The organism is Micromonospora sp. NPDC052213 (assembly GCF_040679695.1).
GTDB lineage: Bacteria > Actinomycetota > Actinomycetes > Mycobacteriales > Micromonosporaceae > Micromonospora.
On record NZ_JBFAVI010000016.1, the window covers coordinates 34,599 to 58,392 of the forward strand.

The window sequence follows — 23,794 nt, forward strand, 5'->3', positions numbered from 1 at the left end:
GGTGAGCACGGATGGGCCAGGCGGCTTTCGCGCCCGAGCCGGCGCCGCAGCAAGCCGAACCCGCGTCGCAGCCCACCGAGCCGTCGTTCGACGCGCTGCGGTGGCGCGACGAGCCGTGGACCGCCCAGCTCGCCCTCGACCTGTTGCCGGAGACCAACGGCCCCAAGGTTGAGGTCCTGAGCGGAAGCGTGATCGTGACCCCGCACGCCGGAATCGACCACCAGTCGGTCGAACGTGAGCTGCCCTACCGTCTGCACCGTGCCGCCCGCAGGGCGGGCCTGTGGGTCTATCCCGAGATCAACGTGGTCTCGGGCGAGGACCTCTTCATCCCCGACATCGCCGTGCTCCGGTCCTCCGGCGGCGGCCGGCCGGCCGTCGACATCGGTCAGGCCGTCCTGCTCGGCGAGATCGTGTCACCTGGCAACCGGCGCAAGGACGTGATCGACCGGCCGCGCGAGTACGCCGCCGCCGGTGTTCCCTTCTTCCTCCGGGTCGACCTGCGCAACCGGGTGCCGACCATCGCCCTGTTCGAGTTGGTCGAGGGGGAGTACCAGCCGGTGAGCGCGGCGGCGGCCGGCAGCACCTTCACCATGACCGAGCCCTTCGTGTTCGCCGTCGATCCGGCCGACCTCCTCGACGAGGAGGCACCCGAGGAAGGTGAAACGCTGCCGGAGGAGCAGGTCGACGCGGAGAGTTGAGGCTCCCAGCGGGCGCTCAGCGGCGCTGGGGAAGAATGACCCGGTGACCTCCCCACGCGATCTTGTTCTGCTCGGCTCCACCGGCTCGATCGGCACACAGGCCGTCGACATCGTCCGGCGCAACCCGGACCGGTTCCGGGTCGTCGCGCTCGGCGCCGGCGGTGGCAACGTCGAGCTGCTCGCCGCCCAGGCCCTCGAACTCGGCGTCGAGGCGGTGGGCGTGGCGAAGGCGTCCGCCGCGCAGGACCTCCAGCTCGCCTTCTACGCCGATGCGAGCCGGCGCGGCTGGGCCACCGGCGACTTCAGGCTTCCCAAGATCGTGGCCGGCCCGGACGCGATGACCGAGCTGGCGCAGTGGCCCTGCGACGTCGTGCTCAACGGGGTGGTCGGCTCGCTCGGGCTCGCGCCGACCCTGGCCGCGCTGCGGGCCGGGCGTACGCTCGCGCTGGCCAACAAGGAGTCCCTCGTCGCCGGCGGCTCCCTCGTCAGGGCGGCGGTGACCCGGCCGGAGCAGATCGTCCCCGTCGACTCGGAGCACTCGGCCCTCGCCCAGTGCCTGCGCGGCGGCGCCCGGGGCGAGGTGCGCCGGCTGGTCGTCACCGCCAGCGGCGGCCCGTTCCGGGGCCGGCGGCGCGACGAGCTGACCGCGGTCACGCCCGAGCAGGCGCTGGCGCACCCGACCTGGAACATGGGGCCGGTCGTCACGATCAACTCCGCCACGATGGTCAACAAGGCGCTGGAGGTGATCGAGGCGCACGAGCTGTTCGACGTGCCGTACGCCGACATCACCGTGATGGTGCACCCGCAGTCGGTGATCCACTCGATGGTCGAGTTCGTGGACGGGTCCACCCTCGCCCAGGCCAGCCCGCCCGACATGCGGCTGCCGATCGCGCTCGGCATCGGCTGGCCGGACCGGGTGGCCGACGCCGCCGCCGCGGTCGACTGGACGACGGCGCACACCTGGGAGTTCGCGCCGCTGGACGACGAGGCGTTCCCGGCGGTCGCGCTGGCCAAGGCCGCCGGCGAGGCCGGGCGCTGCCGGCCGGCGATCTACAACGCGGCCAACGAGGAGTGCGTGGCCGCGTTCGTGGCCGGCCGGCTGCCCTTCCTCGGCATCGTCGACACCCTCCGGCGGGTGTTGGAGGACGCTCCCGACTTCGACGAACCAGGTACCGTCGAGGACGTGCTCGCGGCGGAGTCGTGGGCCCGCGCGCACGCGCAGGAGATCATCATCGCGGGTTCGGTGGAAGGAGCTTGATGGCGTACCTGCTCGGGGTGGTGCTCTTCGCCCTCGCGATCCTCATCTCGGTGAGCCTGCACGAGGCGGGGCACATGCTCACCGCCAAGGCCTTCGGCATGAAGGTCACCCGCTACTTCGTCGGCTTCGGCCCCACGCTCTGGTCGTTCAAGCGGGGCGAGACGGAGTACGGCATCAAGGGCATCCCGCTCGGCGGCTTCTGCAAGATCGTCGGCATGACCCCGCAGGACGACGACGTCGACCCGGCGGACGAGCCGCGCGCGATGTGGCGCTACCCGGTCTGGAAGCGGACGATCGTGATGTCCGCGGGCTCCATCACCCACTTCGCCCTCGCCCTGGTCACCCTCTGGGTGATCGCGGTCACCGCCGGCCTGCCCAACCCGGACTTCCCGAGCACCGAGGCCGAGATCCGCAAGGAGCCGGCGGTCATCCAGCTGTCGGACTGCGTGGTGCCGGAGAACACCCTGCGGGCGTGCACGACCGCCGACCCCGCCAGCCCCGCCGCCCAGGCGCAGCTGCGCGACGGCGACCGGATCACCGCGATCAACGGCGCGCCGATCAACGACTACGGCCAGCTGCTGACCACCCTGCGCGCCCTCAAGCCGGGCGAGACGGCGCAGATCGCGTACGTCCGGGACGGCCAGCCGGGCACGGCCAGCGCGGTGCTCGCGCAGACGCAGCGCCCCCCGCTGGACGACCCGAAGGGTCAGGTCGCCCCGGTCGCCGCGCTCGGCGTGGGCCTCGTCCCCAGCACCCCGACCCGGGTGACGTACGGGCCGGTCGGCGCGTTCGGCGCGACCGCCGACTTCACCGGCGACATGGCGGTCAACACCTTCGAGGCGATGAAGCGCATCCCGCAGAAGGTCCCGGCCCTGTGGACGGCGATCACCGGCGGCGAGCGGGACATGGACACCCCGATCAGCGTGGTCGGCGCGAGCCGGCTCGGCGGCGAGGCGGTGGAGAACAACGCCTGGCTGCTGTTCTTCATGCTGTTCGTCTCGCTGAACTTCTTCATCGGCGTGTTCAACCTGCTGCCCCTGCTGCCGCTGGACGGCGGGCACATCGCCATCGCCTGGTTCGAGCGGGCCCGTTCCTGGGTCTACGCGCGGTTCGGCCGCCCCGACCCCGGCCGCGTCGACTACCTCAAGCTCATGCCCCTCACGTACGCGATGATCCTGATCGGTGGCGCGTTCACGCTGCTGACCATCACCGCGGACGTCGTCAACCCGATCACGCTCTTCTCAAGGTGAGTGCCTGAAGTGACCGCTGTCAGTCTCGGCATCCCGGCCGTACCGCCTCCGCCGCTCGCCCCGCGCCGGGCCAGCCGCCAGATCATGGTCGGCTCCGTGCCGGTCGGTGGGGGCGCGCCGGTATCCGTGCAGTCGATGACCACCACCCTCACGTCCGACGTCAACGCCACCCTCCAGCAGATCGCCGAGCTGACCGCGTCCGGCTGCCAGATCGTCCGGGTCGCGGTGCCCAGCCAGGACGACGTGGAGGCGCTGCCGGCGATCGCGAAGAAGTCGCAGATCCCGGTCATCGCCGACATCCACTTCCAGCCGAAGTACGTCTTCGCGGCGATCGACGCGGGCTGCGCGGCGGTCCGGGTGAACCCGGGCAACATCCGGCAGTTCGACGACAAGGTCAAGGAGATCGCCAAGGCGGCCGGCGACGCGGGCGTGCCGATCCGGATCGGCGTGAACGCCGGCTCGCTGGACAAGCGGCTGCTGGCCAAGTACGGCAAGGCCACCGCCGAGGCGCTGGTCGAGTCGGCGCTGTGGGAGTGCTCGCTGTTCGAGGAGCACGGCTTCCGCGACATCAAGATCTCGGTGAAGCACAACGACCCGGTGGTGATGGTCCGGGCCTACCGCCAGCTCGCCGAGCAGTGCGACTACCCGCTGCACCTGGGCGTCACCGAGGCCGGCCCGGCGTTCCAGGGCACGATCAAGTCGGCGGTCGCCTTCGGCGCGCTGCTGGCCGAGGGGATCGGCGACACGATCCGGGTCTCGCTGTCGGCCCCGCCGGTGGAGGAGATCAAGGTCGGCGCCGCGATCCTGGAGTCGCTCGGGCTGCGCGAGCGCGGCCTGGAGATCGTCTCCTGCCCGTCCTGCGGGCGGGCGCAGGTCGACGTCTACAAGCTCGCCGAGGAGGTCACCGCCGGCCTGGAGGGGCTGCCGGTGCCGCTGCGGGTCGCCGTGATGGGTTGCGTCGTGAACGGCCCGGGCGAGGCCCGCGAGGCCGACCTGGGCGTGGCCTCCGGCAACGGCAAGGGCCAGATCTTCGTCAAGGGCAAGGTCGTCAAGACCGTGCCCGAGGCGCAGATCGTGGAGACGCTGATCGAGGAGGCGCTGCGCATCGCCGACGAGATGGGCGCCGAGCTGCCGGAGGAGCTGCGCGGCCTGCTGCCGGGCGCCACCGTCTCCGTGCACTGACCCACTGCGCCGTCGCGCACCGGCCCCACCGCCACCCGGCGGTCGGGGCCGGTGCGCTTTTTCACGGGGTACGCCGGCGCCCGCTTATCAAACCGTACGTACGTCTTGCTAGAGTGTGGGCGTGCGGCTGCTTCCTGAACCGGGCCCGGCCCGGACCCTCACCCTCGGCACCCTCGTGCGGACCGTCGGGCGCGGCCTCTGGCTGGTGGCGAGCGCGCTCTTCCTCACCCGCTCGGTCGGCCTCACCGCCACCGAGGTCGGCGTGGGGCTGACCGTCTCGGCCCTGGTCGGCCTGCTGGCCAGCGCGCCGACCGGCTACCTGGCCGACCGGCTCGGGCCCCGGGGCACCCAGGTCGCCGCGCTGGTCGCCGGGGGCGCGCTGACCGCCGCCCTGGTGACCGTCCAGTCGTTCGCCGCGTTCCTGGCCGTCGGTGCGGCCACCGCCCTGGCCGACGCCGCCGACCGGGGCGCCCGGGGCGCGCTCATCGCCGGTTCCGTCCCCGCCGACCAGCGGGTCCGCACCCGCGCCTACCTGCGCGCCACCACCAACGTCGGGATCTCGGTGGGCGCCGTGCTCGCCGGCTTCGCGCTCGCCGCCGACACCCGGGCGGCGTACGTGGCGCTGATCCTCACCGCCGCGACGACGTACCTGCTCGCCGCCGCCGTCTTCACCCGGCTGCCGGCCATCCCTCCCGCGCCCGCCCCCGCGCAGGGCCCCCGGCTGGTCGCGCTGCGGGACCGCCCGTTCCTGGCGTTCACCGTGCTCGACGGCCTGATGTCGATGCACTTCGGGCTGCTCAACATCGCCCTGCCGCTGTGGATCGTCGGGCACACCCGGGCGCCGGCCTGGGTGATCTCCGGGCTGATGCTGGTCAACACCCTGGTGGTGGTGCTCTTCCAGGTCCGCGCCGCACGGGGCACCGAGAGCCTCGCCGGGGCGGCCCGGGCGTCGCGGCGCGCCGGGCTCGCCATCGCCGCCGCCTGCGTCCTCTTCGCCGCCAGCGGCGGTCTGCCGACGGTCGCCGCCGTCGCGCTGCTGGTCGCCGGCGCGCTCGCGCACGTCGTCGGGGAGCTGTGGCACTCCGCCGCCGGCTGGGGGATCTCCTTCGGGCTCGCGCCCGAGCACGCCCACGGGCAGTACCAGGGGGCGTACAGCATGGGTTTCGAGCTGGGCCGGATGATCGCGCCGGTGGTGGTGACCACGTTGGCCGTCGGGTGGGGCGTGCCCGGCTGGTTGTTGCTCGGTGGGCTGTTCCTGCTGCTCGGTGCCCTGGTGCCCGGAGTGGTCGGCTGGGCCGCCCGCAACCGGGGCGCCGCGCCCGCGCCGCGACCGGTCCCGGTGCCGTAGTCCCTCTCGCCACTCGACCGGCGCGGCGGGGGGCGGATCTGGCAGGCTGGTATCCGTGCTGACGGTGCCGGTACGGCAACTCGGGGAGTCGGAGCGCCGCGCTGTCGAGCGGCTGCTCGACCTCGACCCGTTCGCGGGCGCGCAGGTCGCGGAGCGGGTGGCCGCGCGCGGCCTGGCCTGGTGGCGCGCCGAGGGCCGGGTGCTGGGCTACGGCACCCGCCGCCACCTGGAGTCCGTCTGCTGGTTGGGCGGCAACCTCACCCCCGTCCTCGCCACCGAGCCGGCCGTCGCCGCCTACGCCGACCTGCTCGCCGGCGAGGAGCGGCTCTGCTCCTCGATCGTGGGCCGGGCCGACGCCGTGCTCGGCCTCTGGGACCGGCTCTCCGGCGTCTGGGGGCCGGCCCGGGACGTACGCCCCAACCAGCCGCTGCTGGCCACCGACGCGCTGCCGGCGCTGCGGGCGGACCCGGAGGTGCGGCTGGTGCGCGGCGGGGAGGTCGACCGGCTCTTCCCGGCGGCGGTGGCCATGTACACCGAGGAGGTGGGCGTCTCGCCGCTCGCCGACGACGGCGGGCGCGGCTACCGGCGGCGGGTCACCGAGCTGGTCCGGGCCGGGCGGGCGTACGCGCGGTTCGTCGACGGTCAGGTGGTGTTCAAGGCCGAGCTGGCGGTGGTGACCCGCCGGACCGCCCAGGTGCAGGGGGTCTGGGTGGCCCCCGAGTGGCGGGGCAGGGGCATCGCGACGGCGGCGATGGCGGCCGTGGTGCGCGACGCGCTGCTGCGGGTCGCCCCGACCGTGAGCCTCTATGTCAACGACTTCAACCTGCCGGCGCGCCGGGTCTACGAGCGCTGCGGCTTCCGCCCGGTCGGCACGCTCGCCACCGTGCTGTTCTGAACGCTCCCGGGCATGGCCCGGATCACCCCGGCGAGAAGTGCCGAACCGGACGGTCGGGGCTAGGCTGGGCATGTTTTTGCACTGACCAGTCAGTTCAAGAAGGTGGGCCGGGTCGGATGGTGGTCGTCGAAGCGCGCGGGCTGGGACTGCGTACCCGGCGGGGGTGGGTGTTCCGGGGCGTCGACCTGACCGCCGCCGCGGGCGAACTGCACGCGGTGACCGGCCCGCCCGGCAGCGGACGCACCTCGCTGCTGCTCGCCCTGGCGGGCCGCTTCCCGACCAGCGAGGGACGGCTGACCCGGCACGGCCCCGCCGCGCTGGGGCAGGTCGCCGGCGTGCACGAGCCCGACCCCGCGCTGACCGTCGCCGAGCATGTCCGGGAGCGGCTGCTGCTGCTCGGGCCGGTGCCCCGCCGCCGGCGGCGGCTGGTGCCGGTCGCCGCGCTGCGGGCCCGCCGGGCGTACCGGCGGGACGCCTTCGCTGCCGCGATCGCCGGGGCCGGGTTCACCGGGGAGGCGCCCTTCGACCCGGACACCCGGGGGCGCGACCTCACCCCGCTGGAACGGCAGGTGCTCGGCCTGGTCCTGGCCACCCTGGGCGGGCCCCGGCTGATCGTCGCCGACGACGTGGACGCCGGTTGCGACGCCCCGGAACGCGCCCGGCTCTGGGCGACGCTCGCCCGCCTGGCCGACCAGGGCTACGCGGTGGTCGCCAGCGCCCGCGCGGTCGAGGCGGACAGCCCCGCGATCGTGCACCGCCTCGGTGACCCGCCGGCCGCGCCGTCACCCCCCGACGAGGCGGCGGCCGGAGCGCCCGAGGCCAGCGCCCGGCCGACCGAGGAGGCGGCCGGACCGTCCGAGGAGGCAGCCGGGTCGTCCGAGGCGGCCGGGTCGTCCGAGGCGGCCCGGCCGCCCGCCGCCGCCGGTCCGGGCGACGAGACCGATCCGACCGAGACCGTGGAGGTGGCCCGATGAGCGTCTTCCGACTCGCCCGGTTCGAGCTGCGCCGGCTGACCCGGGGCCGGCTGCCCCGCGCCGCGCTCGCCGTGCTCACCGTCGTCCCGCTGCTCTACGGGGCGCTCTACCTCTACGCCTTCTGGGACCCGTACGCCAAGCTGGACCGCATCCCGGTGGCGCTGGTCAACGCCGACCGCCCCGCCACCGCGAGTGACGGCACGGTCGTACACGCGGGGCAGGACCTCGCCGACGAGCTGCTCGACCGGCGGGTCTTCGGCTGGCACGTCACCGACGCCGGGGACGCCGCCGCCGGCCTGCGCAGCGGCCGCTACCACCTGGTCTTCGCGATCCCGGAGGACTTCTCCGCCAGCCTGGCGGACAGCCCGGAGCCCGACCGGCCCGCCCGGCGGGGGGAGCTGCGGGTGGTCAACGACGACGCCACCAACTACCTCTCCGGGCTGCTGGCCCGCACGGCGTTCAGCGAGATCCGGGCCGCCGCCGCGCAGAGCGCCGCCGGGAACTACTTCGAGAAGATGCTCGTGGGCTTCACCGACGCCAAGGCCGAGACCGGTCGGGCGGCCGACGGAGCCGCGACGCTCGCCGACGGGCTCGACTCCTCCACCACCGGCGCGGGCAAGGTAGCCGACGGGCTGGGCACGTCGCAGGACGGCGCGGGCCAGATCGCGGACGGGCTGGACGCGTCCGCGACCGGGGCGGGCAGCCTCTCGGCGGGGCTCGACAAGACCGCGAAGGGCGCCGACGAACTCGCCGCCGGGCTCGGCGAACTGCGTACCGGGGCGGTGCAGCTCGCCGACGGCACCGCCCGCGCCGCGACGCAGACCCGCGCGGTGGCGGACAAGGTCAACGGCGCGGCCGGCCGGATCGAGCCGGTGCTGAGGGACAACGCGAAGCGGATCGAGGAGTCGGCCACGGCGATCGCCGAGGGGGCGCAGGCGCTCGCCGACGGGCTGGACGCCCTGCCCCGGCGGGCACAGGAGGCGGTCAGCCAGGCCGAGCGGGTCCGCGACCGGCTCGACGCGCTGGTCGCCGCGCACCCCGAACTCGCCGACGATCCCAGCGTGGTGGCCGCCCGTACGGCCGCGAAGGCCACCGTCGAGGCGGCCCGCGCGGTGGCCGGCACGCTGGACGCCGCCGACCTGACCACCCTGGAGAACCGGATGACCAGGGTCGCCGCCACCGCCCGGGAGATCGCCGCCGGGGCGCCCCACCTGGCCGACGACGTCGCCGCCGCCCAGGCCAAGGTCAACGAGCTGGCCACCGGGCTGGGCGCCCTCGCCGAGGGCAGCGCCAAGCTGCGCGACGGCCTCGGCACGGCGGCCACCGGTGCCGGCGAGCTGCGCGGCGGGCTGTTCCGGCTGGCCACCGGCGCCCGGGAACTCGACGGCGGCCTGCACCGGCTCAGCACCGGCGGCGAGCGGCTCGCCGACGGCCTCACCCGGCTGGAGAGCGGCGCGGGCGACCTCGCGGCCGGCCTGACCCGGCTGGGCGGCGGCGCCGGCGACCTGGCCGACGGCCTCGCCGAGGGGGAGGAGAAGATCCCCGGGTACGCCGACGCGGAGGCCCGCGCCGCCGTCCTCGGCGACCCGGTCTCGCTGGACCGCACCGCCCGCAACGCCGCCGGCGCGTACGGCGTGGGCTTCGCCCCGTACTTCCTCGGGCTGGCCCTCTGGGTCGGCGCGATGATCACGTACATGCTGCTGCGGCCGGTCAACCGGCGGCACGTGATGTCCGGCGCGCCCGCCTGGCGGGTGGCGCTGGCGGGCTGGCTGCCCGCCGCGGCGATCGGGCTGGCCCAGGCCGGGGTGCTCTTCGCGGTGGTGACCCTCGCGCTCGACCTCGACCCGGCGCGCCCGGCGGCCACCCTCGGCCTGCTCGCGCTGGCCGCGCTCGCCTTCACCGCGATCGTGCAGTGGCTCGGGGCGCTGCTCGGGCCCGCCGGCCGGCTCGCCGCGCTGGCCCTGCTGATGCTCCAGCTCACCTCGTCCGGCGGCACCTATCCGGTGCAGACCTCACCGGGCTTCTTCCAGGCGATCCACCCCTGGCTGCCGATGACCTACGTGGTCACGGCCCTGCGGCACACCGTCAACGGCGGATCGGCCGGGCCGGTCGGCACGGGGGCGCTGGTGCTGGCCGGCTTCGGCGCGGCGGCGCTCGCGCTCACCGTGGTCACCGCCCGCCGGGCGCGCCGCCTGACCCCGGCCACGCTGCACCCCGAGCTGTCCATGTGAGGATGCTGGCGGGTCGGAGGCGCGGACGGGGAGGGCCAGTGACGGACGGACGGTCGCGGCGGCGGGAGGACACCCGCCAGCGCCTCTTCGAGGCGGCCGTGGAGCTCATCGCCGAACAGGGCTTCTCGGCGACCACCGTGGACGACATCGCGGCCCGCGCCGGGGTGGCCAAGGGCACCGTCTACTACAACTTCGAGTCCAAGACGGTGCTCTTCGAGGAGCTGCTCCGGCACGGGATCGGCCTGCTCACCGCCGAGTTCCGGGCCGCCGTCGCCGGGCTGCCGCCGCGCGAGGCGCTGGCCGCGCTGGTGCGCGCCGAACTGGAGTACATCCGGCGGTACCGGGCCTTCGCGCAGCTCCTGCTCTCGGAGATGTGGCGGACGAACCGGGAGTGGCAGCAGACGCTGCGGCTGCTGCGCGGCGAGGCGATCGAGGTGATCGCCGAGACGGTCCGGGCCGGGGTGGCCGTCGGCGACCTGCCCGCGGACCTGGACGTGCGGACCGCCTCGTCCGCGCTGTTCGGCGTCGGGCTGGTGGTGGCGGTGGACTGGCTGGTGTTCCAGCCGGACCGGCCGATCGAGGACGTCGAGGAGGCGCTGCTCGGCATCGTCCGCCGGGTCGCCCGGACCTGACCCGGCCGCCCCCCGCCCCCGGCCGGCCGTAAATGCGTTGAACCGGACACCCCCACCGAGCAGGCTGAACGTCTCCCCACCGCCTTCCCGAAGGGACTCCGATGCGTCTGCTCCGGGACCTGTGGGTCACCTCGCCCCGCCGCATGGCGGTCGTGGCCTGCCTGATCGTGTGCGGCGCCGGCGGTCAGGCCGCCGCCGCCGCGCTGGCCGGTCCCGTCCTGGTGCACCGCGCCGCCGGGTTCTTCGCGCTGCTGGCGGTGGCGCTGGTCGCCGCCGTGCTCACCGACCTCGTGGTCAGCCTGCTGATGGCCGGGCTGACCGCCGACTGGTCCGCCGACGTGCGCCGCCGGCTGTGCCGGGTGGCGTTCGGGCAGGACCTGCCGACCCTGGAGACCACTCCGGTCGGCGAGCTGCTCGACCGCATCGACGGCGACGTCTACCAGGTCGCCGCCGCGGTGCGCAACCAGGGCGTACGGATCGCGCAGGCGCTGACGACGGGCCTGCTCTCGACGGTCGTCGCCCTCGCGGTCTGGTGGCCGGCCGGCGTCGGGATGCTGCTGCTCACGGTCCTGCTCGCGGTCGGCCTGCGCCGGCCCACCGCGCGGATCGCCCCGGCCCGGATGGCCGAGGAGGAGGCGTGGTCCGACCTCGCCGCCGTGATGGAGGAGGCCGTCCACGGCCAGGACGACGTGCGGACCAGCCTGGCCCGGCCGTACGTGCTGCGCCTCTACGCCCGGCGGGCGGCCGAGGTGCTCGACCGGGGCGTCCGCGTGTGGCGGATGTCGGCCCGGGTCACCACGGTGGCCGCCGGCGCGACCCTGGCGGGGATCGCCGCCGTGGTGCTCGGCGGCGCGTGGGCGCTGGTCGCCGGCCGGGTCGACGGCGCCCGGCTCACCGCCGTCTGGCTGCTCGCGATCGGGTTCGGCATGACCGTCGAGCACGTCAGCCGGATGGTCCCCGAGCTCCAGTACGCCCTCGGCGCGTGGGGCCGGGTGCAACTGCTGGCGAACTCCCCGCAGGAGCCCGTGGGCGGGGCCGCCCCGACCGAGGGCGACCTGCTGGTGCGCGGCCTCACCTTCCGTTACCCGAGCGCCGAGCCGGACGGCGGGCGCGGCCCCGCGCTGCGCGACGTCCACCTGACCTTCGCCCGTGGCCGCTCGTACGCCCTCGTCGGCCGGACCGGCTCCGGCAAGTCCACCCTGGCGAAGATCCTCACCCGGGCCGTCGACGTGCCGCCGGGGACGGTCTTCCTGGCCGGCCGCGACGTGCGCGACCTCGACGTCGAGCAGCTGCGCCGGTGGATCGCCGTGGTGCCCCAGCGCACGGAGATCCTCGCCGGCACCCTCGCCGAGAACGTCGCGCTGTTCGAGCCGGAACTGCGCGACGCCGCCGCCCGGGCGCTGCACGAGCTGGGCCTGGCGGGCTGGATCGCCGAGCTGCCCGACGGCCTGGAGACCCGGCTCGGCGAGGGTGGGCACGTGCTCTCGGCCGGGCAGGAGCAACTGGTCGCCTTCGCCCGGATCCTGGTGCGCGACCCGCACGTGGTGATCCTCGACGAGGCCACCGCCCGTCTCGACCCGGTCACCGAGGCACGGGTGCAGCAGGCCACCGAGCGGCTGCTGCGCGACCGGATCGGCATCGTCATCGCGCACCGCCTCTCGTCCGTACGCCGCTGCGACGAGGTGGTGGTGATGGCCGACGGGGCGGTGGTCGAGGCGGGTCCGCTGCGGGAGTCGGCCCGCTTCGCCGACCTGCTCGCCAGCAGCCACGTCACCGCGTACGCGCACGCGGGGTCCGGGGCCCGGTCCGGCGGGGTGGACCTGCTGCCCGGCCCGCCGGACCCGTGGCCGCCCACCGGCCCCGACCCGGTGGAGCCGGCGGCCGGGCGGCCGACCGCGCCCGACGGCGACCCGACGCCGACGACACCGGCGGAGCCCGAGGCGACGGCCCCGGCGCCGCCCCGGGGGCTGCGGGGCCTGCGCGGGCTGCGGGAGGTCCTGCGGCTGTGCGTCAACGACGCCCGGTACGGGCTGGCCTCGCTCGCGATGTTCGTGCTGCTGGTGGTCCTCGGGATGGACGGGCCGGTGCTGCCCTGGCTCTGGGCCGACCTGGTCGACGGCGTCGGGGACCCCTGGCTGCCGGCGGTGGGGATCGTCGCCGCCCTGCTGGTCACCCTGCCGGTGCACTGGTTCACCGGCTACCGGTTCCCACAGTGGTGGGTCCGGCAGATGCTGCGGATCAGCCTGCGGCTGGTGCACGGGCAGACCGGGCCGCGCCGGGTCAGCGGGCACACCCCGGCGGAGGTGGTGGCCCAGGGCGGCGACACCGAGCGGGTGGTGCAGCTCGCCGACAACGTGAGCGACCAGGGGATCTCGCTCGTGCTGCTGGCCGCGATGACGGCCGTGACCGGCAGCGTCGTGCCGGGGCTGTTCTTCGCCGGGACGATGGTGGTCTCCGGGCTGGCCGCGACGCTGTTCGGGCCGCGGCTGGAACGCTCCGCCCGGGCCACCGTCGCCGCGCGGGCCGCGTTCGCCACCGCCCTGGTCTCCTCGCTGTCGGCCGCCCGTACGGTGAAACTCGCCGGGGCCACCCGGCCGGTGCTGGCCCACCTGGCCGACCTCGACGTGGTCCGCAGCGACCGGCAACGCCGCGAGATCGCGGTGCAGGTGTGGTCGCGGTCGACCCCGTCGCTGGTCAGCGGCCTGCTGCCGATCGGCGCGTGGGCGCTGTTCCTGGCCGGCGAGCTGTCGGCCGGCGCCACCCTGGTCGCGGTCGCCACCCTGGCGGCGGCCCGCTGGTTCGCCTGGACGACGGCGTCGCTGATCTCGCAGATCCCCTCCGCGCGGGTGTGGACGCGGCGGACGGTGGCGATGACCGGGGTGGCGGCGTACTCGGCGGCGGTGCCGGACGTGGACCTCGGCGCGGGCACCGCGCCGGCGCCGGACGTGCCGCCCCGGCGCCCGCTGCGCCGGCTGGAGCTGACGGGCTTCGGGGTCCGGCACACCGACGGGACGGTGGCCGTCCGCGACGTCGACCTGACGGTGGAACGCGGCCAGCTGGTGCTGGTCGTCGGGCCGGTCGGCTCGGGCAAGTCGTCGCTGCTGCGGGCGCTCGCCGGCATCGCGCCGCACACCGGCCTGCTGACCTGGAACGGCGAGCCGGTCACCGAGCCGGAGCTGTTCCTGCGCCCCAACCAGGTGGGCTACGTCGGCCAGTTGCCCCGGGTGCTCTCCGGCACGGTGGCCGACAACATCACGCTGGGCCACCAGGTGGACGCCGCCGCGGCGGTGTCGACCGCCCAGCTCGACCACGACCTGGCGGCGGCCGGGGGCGGGCTCGGGCTGCTGATCGGGCACAAGGGCACCCGGCTCTCCGGCGGGCAGTTGCAGCGCCTCGCGCTGGCCCGGGCGCTCGCGCCGCGTACCGAGCTGCTGGTCGCCGACGACGTGTCCTCGGCGCTGGACGTCACCACGGAGCTGGCGCTCTGGCAGGCCCTGCGCGAGCACGGGGTGACCGTGGTGGGTTCGACCTCGAAGCGGGCGGCCCTGGTGCGGGCCGACCACGTCGTGGTCCTGCTGTCCGGCACGGTCGCCGCCCAGGGCCCCTGGCGCGACCTGGAACCGCACTGGTCCCACCTGGCCGGCTGACCCGCCCTCCCCCGGCCCCGCCCCGGGGGTGGGGATGGGGTCAGAGGGCGCGGGTGTACTGGGCGGGCCAGGCGGGGGTGGCGCCGAGCTTGGCGGCGGCGCGGTGCGGCCAGTACGGGTCGCGCAGGAGTTCCCGCCCGAGCAGGACCAGGTCGGCGTCGCCGGCGGCGACGATCTCCTCGGCCTGCTCCGGCTCGACGATCAGGCCGACCGCGCCGGTGGCGACGCCGGCCTCGCGGCGCACCCGGGCGGACAGCGGCACCTGGTAGCCCGGGCCGACGGGGATCGTGGCGGTGCTGGACGCGCCGCCCGAGGAGCAGTCGACGAGGTCGACCCCGGCACCGGCCAGCTCGCCGGCGAGCACCACGCTGTCCTCGACCGTCCAGCCGTCGGGCTCCCAGTCCGTGACGGAGATCCGGGTCAGCACCGGCACGTCCTCGCCGACCGCCGCGCGGACCGCGCGGGCCACCTCCAGGGTCAGCCGCATCCGGCCGGCCCGGTCCCCGCCCCAGCCGTCCCGCCGCTGGTTGGTCAGGGGCGAGAGGAACTCGTGCAGCAGGTAGCCGTGCGCGGCGTGGATCTCCACGGCGGCGAACCCGGCGTCGACGGCCCGCCCGGCCGCCGCCGCGAACGCCTCGACCACGCCGGCGATCCCGGCTTCGTCCAGGGCGGTCGGCACCCGGTAGCCGGGCACGAACGGCGTCGACCCGGGGCCGACCGGCGTCCATCCGCCCTCGGCGTCGGGCACCCCGCCCCGGCGCGGCGCCCACGGCCGGTACGTCGACGCCTTGAACCCGGCGTGCGCGAGCTGCACCGCCGGCACGGCGCCGTGCGCCGCGACGAACGCGGTCACCGGCCGCCAGGCGTCGACGTGCGCCCCGGACCAGAGCCCGGTGTCCTGGGGGCTGATCCGCCCCTCCGGCACCACCGCGGTGGCCTCGGTCAGCACCAGGCCGGCGCCGCCGACGGCCCGGCCGCCCAGGTGCACCAGGTGCCAGTCGGTGGGCAGGCCGTCCGGGCCGGCGGTGTACTGGCACATCGGCGCCAGGGCGATCCGGTTGGGCAGGGTCACCGCGCGCAGGGCCAGCGGCGTGAACAGGACACTCATGTCGCGATCCTCTCTACCGGCCGAGGAGGACCTCCCCACGGAGGTCCTCCTCGGCGTCGACGCTCCCGTCGGTGGTGGACGTCGCCCGGACGTCCCGCCGGGGTCGAGGCGGGCGTGGTCCGCCGGGCTCGTGGCGGGCGTGGTCCGCCGGGATCGTGCCGCAGCGGCGTTCCGCGTCGCCGGGCGGGAGGAGTCCTCAGGCCGGGACGGGGCTGAGGTCCTCCGGCCGGCGGGACCGGGCGTCGGCGTCCGCGTCCGCCGGGTCGAGCGGCGAGCGCCGGCCGGCCGAGTCGTACGCGGTCCGGTCCAGCGTGCCCTCGCGGGCCGCGACGACGGTCGGCACCAGCGCCTGACCGGCCACGTTGGTGGCGGTGCGGATCATGTCGAGGATCGGGTCGATCGCCAGCAGCAGGCCGGCGCCGGCCAGCGGCAGGCCCAGCGTGCTCAGGGTCAGCGTGAGCATCACGATCGCGCCGGTCAGGCCGGCGGTGGCGGCCGAGCCGACCACCGACACGAAGGCGATCAGCAGGTAGTCGGTGACGCCGAGGTCCACCCCGAAGACCTGGGCGACGAAGATCGCCGCGAGGGCCGGGTAGATCGCCGCGCAGCCGTCCATCTTCGTGGTCGCGCCGAAGGGCACCGCGAACGAGGCGTACTCGCGGGGGACGCCGAGCCGCTCGACCGAGCGCTGGGTCACCGGCATCGTGCCCACCGAGGAACGGGAGACGAAGGCCAGCTCGATCGCGGGCCAGGCGCCGGCGAAGAAGCGCAGCGGGTTGAGCCGGCCGGCGGCCAGCAGCACCAGCGGGTAGACCACGAACAGCACGATCGCGCAGCCGACGTAGACGGCGGTGGTGAACTTCGCGAGCGGGGCCAGCAGGTTCCAGCCGTACGAGGCGACGGCGTTGCCGATCAGGCCGAGCGTGCCGATCGGGGCGAGCCGGATGACCCACCAGAGCGCCTTCTGGACGATCTCCAGCAGCGCCCGGTTGAGCGCCACGAACGGCTCGGCCTTCTCGCCGACCAGCAGCGCCGCGGCGCCGACGACGAGGGCCAGGAAGACGATCTGGAGCACGTTGCCCTCGACGAAGGCGCCGACCGGGTTGGTCGGCACGATGCCGGTGAGGAAGTCGGTCCAGGAGCCCGTCTTCTTCGGGGCGGCGGCGCCGGCGGTGTCCAGGGTGACGCCGCGGCCGGGGTTGGTGAGCAGGCCGAGACCGATGCCGACGGCCACCGCGACCAACGCGGTGGCGCCGAACCAGAGCAGGGTCTTCAGCGCGAGCCGGGCGGCGTTGGCCACCCCCCGCAGACTGACGACGCTGACCACGATGGCGGTGAAGACCAGCGGCGGCACGGCCAGCTTGAGCAGCTGGACGAAGAGGCCGCCGACGGTGTCGAGGGTGCTGGTGAGCCAGCTCAGGTCGTTGGCGCGGGCGAGGAAGCCGAGCGCCACGCCGAGGACGAGGCCGAGCAGGATCTGCACGGAGAAGGGGATCTTGCGCAGGGCGGAAGCCATGAGGATGTGTCCCAGGGTCTGGAGGGTCGAACGGGGCAGCGTCAGGAGAGCGGCTGCGCCGGACAGATGCCGCTGGCCTGCAGTCGGAGGTCGACATACAGGCGCACGGTGAGGTGCCAGACGTTGGTCATCGCCCGCCGAGGCTATCCCTCCGGCCGGCCGATCGGAAGGATCGACTCCGGTGACGCTCCTTACAGCAGGTGCGGGGAAACGACCCTTTTCTCCGCCGAAGGCGTCAACCGGGTGCCCTTCCCTGCCGGCGCAGGGCGATGGTGCCGGCGGTGGTGGCGGCCCAGAGGAGCGCCACCAGGAGCAGCAGTCGCTCCAGCACCCCGACCAGGGCGCCCCGGCCCACCGCGAGCATCGCCAGCCCCACCAACCCGGCCAGCGGCAGCGCCACCGCCGCCGCCCCGGCGGCCAGCCGGCGCAGCGACCGGTCGGCCCCGGGCGGGAAGGCGATCGCCAGCATCGCGAAGACCACCGCCGCGGTCGCGACGATGCTCGCCCCGCCGTGCACCAGGTCGGCCGCCGTGGCCCGCTCGAACGGCGGCAGCGGGCAGCCCGCGCTGCACGTCACCGCGCCCGAGACCAGGGTGCAGACGCTCCCGGCGGCGAGCAGCGCGGCCGCGGCCCGCAGCCCCGCCGGCAACGCCGCCGCGAGCAGCAGCAGCGCCGCGGCGAGGGCGAAGACCCCGATCCGGTACGCCGGGGCGTACGCGCTGTCGGTGACGCCCGCCTCGCTGACGTACCCGGTCAGGCCCGGGCCGGGACCGGCGATCACGGCGACGGTCACGGCGGTCGCGCCCGCGACGATGCAGCCGGTGGCGGCCGACGCGGCGGCGGCCCGGGCCGGGGAGACCGTGGGGCCCGCCCGGCGCGGCTCGGCCAGGCGCGGGGCGATTGTCGGGTCCGCCCGGCGCGGCTCAGCCACGCCCGTGCGGCGTCGTCCAGCCGGAGGTGTCGGGGCCGAGCGGGACGATGCCCGTCGGGTTGATCGCCGCGTGGGTGCCGTAGTAGTGCCGCTTGATGTGGTCGAAGTCGACCGTCTCACCGAAGCCCGGCGTCTGGAACAGGTCCCGCGCGTACGCCCAGAGCACCGGCATCTCGGTGAGCTTCTGCCGGTTGCACTTGAAGTGCCCGTGGTACGCCACGTCGAAGCGGACCAGGGTGGTGAACAGCCGCACGTCGGCCTCGGTGATCGCGTCGCCCATCAGGTAACGCCGGCCCGCCAGCCGCTCCGACAGCGCGTCGAGCCGGGCGAACAGCGCCGTGAACGCCTCCTCGTACGCGGCCTGGGAGGTGGCGAAGCCGCACCGGTAGACGCCGTTGTTGACGTCCCGGTGGATCTCCGCCATCAGCGCGTCCATCTCCGGGCGGAGCTCCACCGGGTAGAGGTCCGGCGCGCCCGGCCTGTGCAGGCTGCGCCACTCGGTGGAGAAGTCGAGGGTGAGCTGCGGGTAGTCGTTGGTGACCACCCGCCCGGTGCGCGTGTCGACCAGGGCCGGCACGGTGACCCGCCCGGTGTAGTCGGGATCCGTGGCCAGGTACGCCTCGGAGAGGAAGCCGATGCCGAGCACCGGGTCGAACCCGTCCGGGTCGAGGCTGAACCGCCAGCCGCGCTCGTCGCGGATCGGGTCGACCGTGCCGAGCGAGATCGCGTCCTGGAGGCCGAGCAGGTTACGGACGATCCGGGCCCGGTGCGCCCAGGGGCAGGCCCGGCACCAGATCAGCCGGTAGCGGCCCGGCTCCAGCGGCCAGCGGTCCTGGTCGTCGGGGCCGCCCCCGGCGGGGGAGGTCGAGTGGGGGGTGACCCGACCGGTGAACCGGTTGGGCTGGCGGACGAACGCGCCACTGCCGCTGGTCTCTGCGCTGAACTGGGCCCGGGCCATGCCGTCAACCTATCCGCTGGGCGCGCGGATATCCTGGCGGCCGGGCGACCCCGTGACCCGGAAGCGCCCGCCCCCGCCCCTTCCCACCCCCCGAAGGATCGCGCTGATGACCGTGGCATACCTGGTGGCCGGTGTCCGCACCCCGATCGGCCGGTACGGCGGCGCCCTCGCCGGCGTCCGCCCCGACGACCTGGCCGCGCACGTGATCCGCGAGCTGGTCGCCCGGCACCCGTCCGTGGACTGGGCGCGGGTGGACGACGTGGTCCTGGGCTGCGCCAACCAGGCCGGGGAGGACAACCGCAACGTGGCCCGGATGGCGGCGCTGCTCGGCGGGCTGCCCGAGGAGGTGCCCGGCAGCACGGTCAACCGGCTCTGCGGTTCCGGCCTCGACGCCCTGGCCACCGCCGCCCGGTCGATCGTGGCCGGCGAGGCCGACCTCGTCGTGGCCGGCGGGGTGGAGAGCATGAGCCGCGCCCCGTTCGTGATGCCGAAGGCGACGACCCCGTACTCCCGCAACGCCGAGGTCTACGACACCACCATCGGCTGGCGGCTGGTCAACCCCCTGATGAAGAAGCACTGGGGCATCGACTCCATGCCGGAGACCGCGGAGAACGTCGCCGCCGAGTACGGCGTCGGCCGGGCCGAGCAGGACGAGTTCGCGTACCGGTCGCAGCAGCGGGCCGCGAAGGCACAGGCCGACGGCCGGTTCGCCGAGGAGATCGTGCCGGTGACCGTGCCGGCGGGGCGGCGCGAGACGAAGCTCGTCGAGGTCGACGAGCACCCCCGGGAGACCTCGCTGGAGAAGCTGGCCGCGCTGCCCACCCCGTTCCGCGAGGGCGGCACGGTGACCGCCGGCAACTCCTCCGGCGTCAATGACGGCGCGGTGGCGCTGCTGGTCGCCTCCGAGGCGGCCGTGGCCCGGTACGGCCTGTCCCCCCTGGCCCGGATCGCCGGGGCCGCCGCGGCCGGCGTACCGCCCCGGACCATGGGCGTCGGGCCGGTGCCGGCCACCCGGAAGCTGCTCGACCGGCTCGGCGTCGGCCTCGACGCGGTCGACGTGATCGAGCTGAACGAGGCGTTCGCCGCGCAGTCCGTCGCGGTGCTGCGCGAGCTGGGCCTGCCCACCGACGCCGAGCACGTCAACCCGAACGGCGGGGCGATCGCACTCGGGCACCCGCTCGGCGCGAGCGGCGCCCGGCTGGCCCTGACCGCCGCGCTGGAGCTGCGCCGCCGGGGCGGGCGGCGGGCGCTCGCCACCATGTGTGTCGGCGTGGGGCAGGGCATCTCGCTGCTGCTGGAGTCCGCCGGCTGACCCGTCGCCGTCCGGAGGGCGGCCGGCCCGTCCTGGGCCCGCCGCCCCCGCCGGCCGGAGGGGGCGCGGGGCGTGCCCGGCCGGCGCCCGGGTGTCCGGTCGGTGACGGACACCGGACGGGCCGACGAAGTGGGTCATGGGACCTCCCCGTGCAGGGAGTGGGCGGCCTAGAGTGGTGGGCACCACTCGATCCGCGGGTCGGCCGGTGTGGCTCCGCGTGTCCCTCACGCGCCCCGACGCCGGTTCCCTCCCGCACCGCGGCGACGACATGGGGTGCAGCAGTGCAGATGCCGGACGGACTTCCCGCCGAGATCGACCTCTCCCGGCCGAGCGCGGCCCGGGTCTACGACTACTTCCTCGGCGGGGCGCACAACTTCGAGATCGACCGGCAGCTCGCCGAGCAGATCGCCGGCATGACCCCCAACCTGGCGGCCACCATGCGCGCCGGCCGCGAGTTCCTGCGCCGGGCCGTGCGTACGCTGCTGGACGCCGGGATCGACCAGTTCCTCGACATCGGTTCCGGCATCCCGACCGTCGGCAACGTGCACGAGGTCGCCCAGACGGCCAACCCGAAGGCCCGGGTGGTCTACGTCGACATCGACCCGGTCGCGGTGGCGCACAGCCGGGAGCTGCTCGCCGGCAACGAGCTGACCGGAGTGATCCACGCCGACCTGCGCGAGCCGGAGCGGATCCTGACCGAGGCCCGTGAGCTGGCGCTGCTCGACTTCAGCCGGCCGCTGGGCATCCTGCTCGCCGGGGTGGTGCACTTCATCCCGGACGCCGACCGACCCGGCGACGTCCTGGCCACCCTGCGGGCCGCCGCCGCCCCGGGCAGCTTCCTGGTCATCTCGCACTCCACCTTCGAGGACCAGCCGCAGGAGATGCTCGACGCGCAGCGCCTCTCGGCGCGTACCGACACCGAGATCACGCTGCGCTCGCGGGCCGAGGTCACCAGCTTCTTCGGCGACTGGACGATCCTGGAGCCGGGCGTGGTGCACATGCCGCTCTGGCGTCCGGACTCGCCGTCCGACGTGGACGACCAGCCGGAGCGGTTCGGCGCCTTCGGCGGCGTCGCCCGGTACGACCAGCCCACCGCCTGAGCCCATGGGCGCCGTCCCGGAGCCCGGCGGCGACGACCTCAGCCGGTCGGGCGCCCTGCGGTACGCGACCGAGTGGTCCCGGGCGGTGCGCCGGCTCGGTTTCGTGCCGCTCAGCGCGGCCGAGACCGAGCGGCTGCTGCACCTGCACACCGTCCGGCTGGCGCAGGCCGTGCTCGCCGAACCCTTCTCGGCCCTGCCGGCCGAGGAGGTCGGGCGCGCACTGGTCGAGGAGCACCTGACGGAGCCGCGGGTGCTCGACTGGTCGGTGCGGGCCCTCGGCGAGCGCTTCCTGCCCGAGGTGCTGCCCGCCCGGGCGCACCACGACGAGACGGTGGAGCGGGTCGCGGCCGTGCAGGGCGGGCTGGCCGCCGGGTTCGCCCGCGCCCTGCGCGACCGCACCTTCGCCCAGCAGGAGCGGATCGCCCGCTCGGCGTGGCAGGCGCGGGACGAGGTCGAGCAGGCCCTGCGTGACAGCGAGGCCCGGTTCCGGGCGGTCTTCGTCGGGGCGCCCACGGGCATCGGCATCGCCGGCGTCGACGGTCGGATCATCGACGTCAACCAGGCGTTCGCGGACATGCTCGGCTACTCCGTCGCGGAGCTGCGGCAGATGAACGTGGCGTCGCTGTTCCACGCCGACGACGCGGCCGGGATGTGGGAGCTCTACCAGGCGCTGGTGGAGGGCAAGCACGACAGCGCCCGGGTGGAGAAGCGCTACCACCGCAAGGACGGCAGCGTGGTCTGGACCGACCTGTCCGTCTCGCTGATCCGGCACGACGACGGCCGGCCCCGGTTCACCGTCGCGATGATCGAGGACATCACCGAGCGGTACGAGCTCCAGCAGCGGCTGCGCTTCCAGGCGCTGCACGACCCGCTCACCGGCCTGCCCAACCGGACCCTGTTCTTCGAGACGCTGGGTCGGGTCTTCGAAACGGCCGACGCGGAGCACCGCGTCGGGGTCTGCTTCCTCGACCTGGACGGCTTCAAGGCGGTCAACGACAGCCTCGGCCACGACCTCGGTGACCGGCTGCTCGTGATGATCGCCCGGCGGCTCGCTGAGTGCGTCGCCGGGCGCGGCCACCTGGTCGCCCGGATGGGCGGGGACGAGTTCGTCATCCTGGTCGACGACGGCACCGGCATCGACGACGCGGTGGCCGTCGCCGAGGCGGCGCTGGCCGCCGTGTCCGCTCCGGTCCGGATCGGCGAGCACCAGCTCGCCGTCTCGGCGAGCGTCGGCATCGTCGAGTGTCCCGTCGGCGGGACGAGCGCCTCGGAGCTGATGAAGGCCGCCGACACCACGCTCTACTGGGCGAAGGCGGAGGGCCGCGGCCGGTGGGCGGTCTACGACCCGGAGCGCGGCGCCCGGGACATCGCCCGCTCCGCGCTGGCCGCCGGGCTGCCGGCGGCGCTGGACCGGGACGAGTTCGTGCTCCACTACCAGCCGATCGTGTCCCTGCTGGAGGGCTCGATGCTGGCCGTGGAGGCGCTGGTCCGCTGGCAGCACCCGGAGCTGGGGCTCATCGGGCCGGACCGGTTCATCGGGCTGGCGGAGGAGACCGGCCTGATCGTCCGGCTCGGCGAGTGGGTGCTGCGGCAGGCGTGCCGGGACGCGGAGGAGTGGCGGCGCGAGTTCCCCGCGGCCCGGCTGGTGGTCAGCGTCAACCTGGCCGCCCGCCAGGCCGACGACCCGCGGATCGTGGAGACCGTCGCCGACGCGCTGGCCTCCACCGGGCTCCCGGCCGGGCTGTTGCAGCTGGAGCTGACCGAGAGCGCCGTGATGGGCACCGCGGGGGAGCCGCTGCGGTCGCTGCACCGGCTGGCCGCCCTGGGCGTACGGCTGGCGATCGACGACTTCGGCACCGGCTACTCGAACCTGGCGTACCTGCGGCGGCTGCCGATCCACTGCCTCAAGCTGGCCGGCCCGTTCGTCGAGGGGATCCGGGGCGACGGTCCGGAGGCGGCCACCGACCACCGGGACGAGCGGATCGTGGACGCGCTGGTGCGGCTGGCGCACGCGTTGGAGCTGTGGGTCACCGCGGAGGCGGTCGAGACCGGGGTGCAGGCCGAACGGCTGCGGGCGCTGCGCTGCGACACCGGGCAGGGGCGGTACTTCGGCCCGCCGGCGCCGGCGGCGGAGATCACGGCCCGGCTGCGCGGCGGCGGGCACGGAGCCGCGGCATGAGCCTCACCGACACCGAGGCGGCCGTCGCCGTCCTCGCCGCGCTGGCCATCCTCGCCGGGCTGGCCGGCGTGGTGGTGCCCGGCCTGCCGGCGCTGCCGCTGTGCTGGGGCGGGGTGCTGGTCTGGGCGCTCTTCGGCGGCGCCGGGCCGGGGCGCTGGGCGGTGCTCGCCGCCGCCACGGTGGTCGTCGCCGGTGGCACCGTCGTGAAGTACGCCTGGCCGGGGCGGAACCTGAAACGCAGCGGGGTGCCCACCTCGTCGCTGCTCGCCGGCGGCGTGCTGGGGCTGGTCGGCTTCTTCGTCGTGCCGGTGGTCGGGCTGGTGCTCGGCTTCGTCGGCGGGGTGTGGGCGGCGGAGCGACTGCGGCTGGGCGACTCCCGGCTGGCCTGGCCGGCGACGAAGCAGGCCGTGGCGGCGGCCGGCCTGTCCATGCTGGTCGAGTTCCTCGCCGGCCTGCTCGTGGCGGCGCTCTGGGTCGCCGGTCTGCTGCTGACCTGACGGGTCCGCGCCGACCTTCACCTTCGTCGGCGTCGTGGTGGGGCGGCGGCGCGGGGCGGGCGTCGGGTACGGCGCAGC

At 75.2% G+C, this 23,794-nt stretch carries 18 protein-coding genes; 14 read left to right on the forward strand and 4 right to left on the reverse strand.

Going from position 1 to position 23,794, the window contains the following annotated elements; all coding sequences use genetic code 11:
- The first annotated feature begins 11 nt into the window (after positions 1-11).
- The 10 genes from AB0L34_RS06880 to AB0L34_RS06925 all read left to right on the forward strand — a co-directional run bounded on the left by AB0L34_RS06880 (position 12) and on the right by AB0L34_RS06925 (position 14,115).
- The gene (locus tag AB0L34_RS06880) at positions 12-698 is read left to right on the forward strand and encodes a Uma2 family endonuclease (RefSeq protein WP_363702542.1); all 687 of its coding nucleotides are present in this window, start codon (positions 12-14) and stop codon (positions 696-698) included.
- A 43-nt stretch (positions 699-741) separates the two neighbouring features.
- The gene (gene dxr / locus AB0L34_RS06885) at positions 742-1,956 is read left to right on the forward strand and encodes a 1-deoxy-D-xylulose-5-phosphate reductoisomerase (RefSeq protein ID WP_363702544.1); all 1,215 of its coding nucleotides are present in this window, start codon (positions 742-744) and stop codon (positions 1,954-1,956) included.
- Positions 1,956-3,206, forward strand: coding sequence for a site-2 protease family protein (locus AB0L34_RS06890; RefSeq protein ID WP_363702546.1), 1,251 nt, complete (start codon positions 1,956-1,958; stop codon positions 3,204-3,206). Before dxr ends, AB0L34_RS06890 begins: the two co-directional genes overlap by 1 nt.
- Before the next feature lie 9 nt (positions 3,207-3,215).
- A complete protein-coding gene (gene ispG / locus AB0L34_RS06895; protein ID WP_350704934.1) occupies positions 3,216-4,388 on the forward strand; it encodes a flavodoxin-dependent (E)-4-hydroxy-3-methylbut-2-enyl-diphosphate synthase in 1,173 nt (390 codons plus the stop codon).
- Positions 4,389-4,509: 121 nt separating this feature from the next.
- Positions 4,510-5,736 (forward strand): MFS transporter, encoded by a 1,227-nt coding sequence (locus AB0L34_RS06900; protein WP_363702548.1) that lies wholly within the window; start codon positions 4,510-4,512, stop codon positions 5,734-5,736.
- Between the two features lie 55 nt (positions 5,737-5,791).
- Complete coding sequence (locus tag AB0L34_RS06905) at positions 5,792-6,631, forward strand: GNAT family N-acetyltransferase (RefSeq protein ID WP_363702550.1); 840 nt, start codon at positions 5,792-5,794, stop codon at positions 6,629-6,631.
- Positions 6,632-6,747: 116 nt separating this feature from the next.
- Positions 6,748-7,605 (forward strand): ABC transporter ATP-binding protein, encoded by an 858-nt coding sequence (locus AB0L34_RS06910; RefSeq protein ID WP_363702552.1) that lies wholly within the window; start codon positions 6,748-6,750, stop codon positions 7,603-7,605.
- Positions 7,602-9,836, forward strand: coding sequence for a YhgE/Pip domain-containing protein (locus AB0L34_RS06915; RefSeq protein ID WP_363702554.1), 2,235 nt, complete (start codon positions 7,602-7,604; stop codon positions 9,834-9,836). The genes AB0L34_RS06910 and AB0L34_RS06915 overlap by 4 nt, the downstream gene beginning before the upstream one ends.
- Positions 9,837-9,874: 38 nt before the next feature.
- Positions 9,875-10,468, forward strand: coding sequence for a TetR family transcriptional regulator (locus AB0L34_RS06920; RefSeq protein ID WP_350704944.1), 594 nt, complete (start codon positions 9,875-9,877; stop codon positions 10,466-10,468).
- 101 nt (positions 10,469-10,569) lie between these two features.
- Positions 10,570-14,115: an ABC transporter ATP-binding protein gene (locus AB0L34_RS06925; protein WP_363702556.1), complete on the forward strand. Its 3,546-nt coding sequence runs from the start codon at positions 10,570-10,572 to the stop codon at positions 14,113-14,115.
- Positions 14,116-14,155: 40 nt separating this feature from the next.
- Here the strand turns inward: AB0L34_RS06925 and AB0L34_RS06930 are convergent, their stop codons facing one another.
- The 4 genes from AB0L34_RS06930 to AB0L34_RS06945 all read right to left on the reverse strand — a co-directional run bounded on the left by AB0L34_RS06930 (position 14,156) and on the right by AB0L34_RS06945 (position 18,628).
- Positions 14,156-15,223 (reverse strand): NADH:flavin oxidoreductase/NADH oxidase, encoded by a 1,068-nt coding sequence (locus tag AB0L34_RS06930; protein ID WP_363702558.1) that lies wholly within the window; start codon positions 15,221-15,223, stop codon positions 14,156-14,158.
- A gap of 196 nt (positions 15,224-15,419) precedes the next feature.
- Positions 15,420-16,727 (reverse strand): dicarboxylate/amino acid:cation symporter, encoded by a 1,308-nt coding sequence (locus AB0L34_RS06935; RefSeq protein WP_363702594.1) that lies wholly within the window; start codon positions 16,725-16,727, stop codon positions 15,420-15,422.
- Between the two features lie 247 nt (positions 16,728-16,974).
- Entirely contained in the window at positions 16,975-17,670 is a 696-nt protein-coding gene (locus AB0L34_RS06940) for a DUF998 domain-containing protein (RefSeq protein WP_363702560.1), read from the reverse strand.
- The gene (locus tag AB0L34_RS06945) at positions 17,663-18,628 is read right to left on the reverse strand and encodes a glutathione S-transferase C-terminal domain-containing protein (RefSeq protein WP_363702562.1); all 966 of its coding nucleotides are present in this window, start codon (positions 18,626-18,628) and stop codon (positions 17,663-17,665) included. The genes AB0L34_RS06940 and AB0L34_RS06945 overlap by 8 nt, the downstream gene beginning before the upstream one ends.
- Before the next feature lie 106 nt (positions 18,629-18,734).
- Here AB0L34_RS06945 and pcaF point away from each other — a divergent pair, with 106 nt between their 5' ends.
- From pcaF to AB0L34_RS06965, 4 genes are all read left to right on the forward strand, one after another.
- Complete coding sequence (gene pcaF / locus AB0L34_RS06950) at positions 18,735-19,940, forward strand: 3-oxoadipyl-CoA thiolase (protein WP_363702564.1); 1,206 nt, start codon at positions 18,735-18,737, stop codon at positions 19,938-19,940.
- 281 nt (positions 19,941-20,221) lie between these two features.
- Positions 20,222-21,040, forward strand: coding sequence for an SAM-dependent methyltransferase (locus AB0L34_RS06955; protein ID WP_350704956.1), 819 nt, complete (start codon positions 20,222-20,224; stop codon positions 21,038-21,040).
- Positions 21,041-21,044: 4 nt separating this feature from the next.
- The gene (locus AB0L34_RS06960) at positions 21,045-23,219 is read left to right on the forward strand and encodes an EAL domain-containing protein (RefSeq protein WP_363702566.1); all 2,175 of its coding nucleotides are present in this window, start codon (positions 21,045-21,047) and stop codon (positions 23,217-23,219) included.
- Positions 23,216-23,716, forward strand: a complete 501-nt coding sequence (locus tag AB0L34_RS06965) for a DUF456 domain-containing protein (protein WP_363702568.1) — start codon at positions 23,216-23,218, stop codon at positions 23,714-23,716. The genes AB0L34_RS06960 and AB0L34_RS06965 overlap by 4 nt, the downstream gene beginning before the upstream one ends.
- The last annotated feature ends 78 nt before the right edge of the window (positions 23,717-23,794 follow it).

Coding starts and splice junctions, on each gene's coding strand:
- AB0L34_RS06880 (WP_363702542.1), top strand. CDS start 12: ATGGGCCAGGCGGCTTTCGCGCCCGAGCCGGCGCCGCAGCAAGCCGAA.
- AB0L34_RS06890 (WP_363702546.1), top strand. CDS start 1,956: ATGGCGTACCTGCTCGGGGTGGTGCTCTTCGCCCTCGCGATCCTCATC.
- AB0L34_RS06910 (WP_363702552.1), top strand. CDS start 6,748: ATGGTGGTCGTCGAAGCGCGCGGGCTGGGACTGCGTACCCGGCGGGGG.
- AB0L34_RS06915 (WP_363702554.1), top strand. CDS start 7,602: ATGAGCGTCTTCCGACTCGCCCGGTTCGAGCTGCGCCGGCTGACCCGG.
- AB0L34_RS06925 (WP_363702556.1), top strand. CDS start 10,570: ATGCGTCTGCTCCGGGACCTGTGGGTCACCTCGCCCCGCCGCATGGCG.
- AB0L34_RS06930 (WP_363702558.1), bottom strand. CDS start 15,223: ATGAGTGTCCTGTTCACGCCGCTGGCCCTGCGCGCGGTGACCCTGCCC.
- AB0L34_RS06945 (WP_363702562.1), bottom strand. CDS start 18,628: ATGGCCCGGGCCCAGTTCAGCGCAGAGACCAGCGGCAGTGGCGCGTTC.
- pcaF (WP_363702564.1), top strand. CDS start 18,735: ATGACCGTGGCATACCTGGTGGCCGGTGTCCGCACCCCGATCGGCCGG.
- AB0L34_RS06960 (WP_363702566.1), top strand. CDS start 21,045: ATGGGCGCCGTCCCGGAGCCCGGCGGCGACGACCTCAGCCGGTCGGGC.
- AB0L34_RS06965 (WP_363702568.1), top strand. CDS start 23,216: ATGAGCCTCACCGACACCGAGGCGGCCGTCGCCGTCCTCGCCGCGCTG.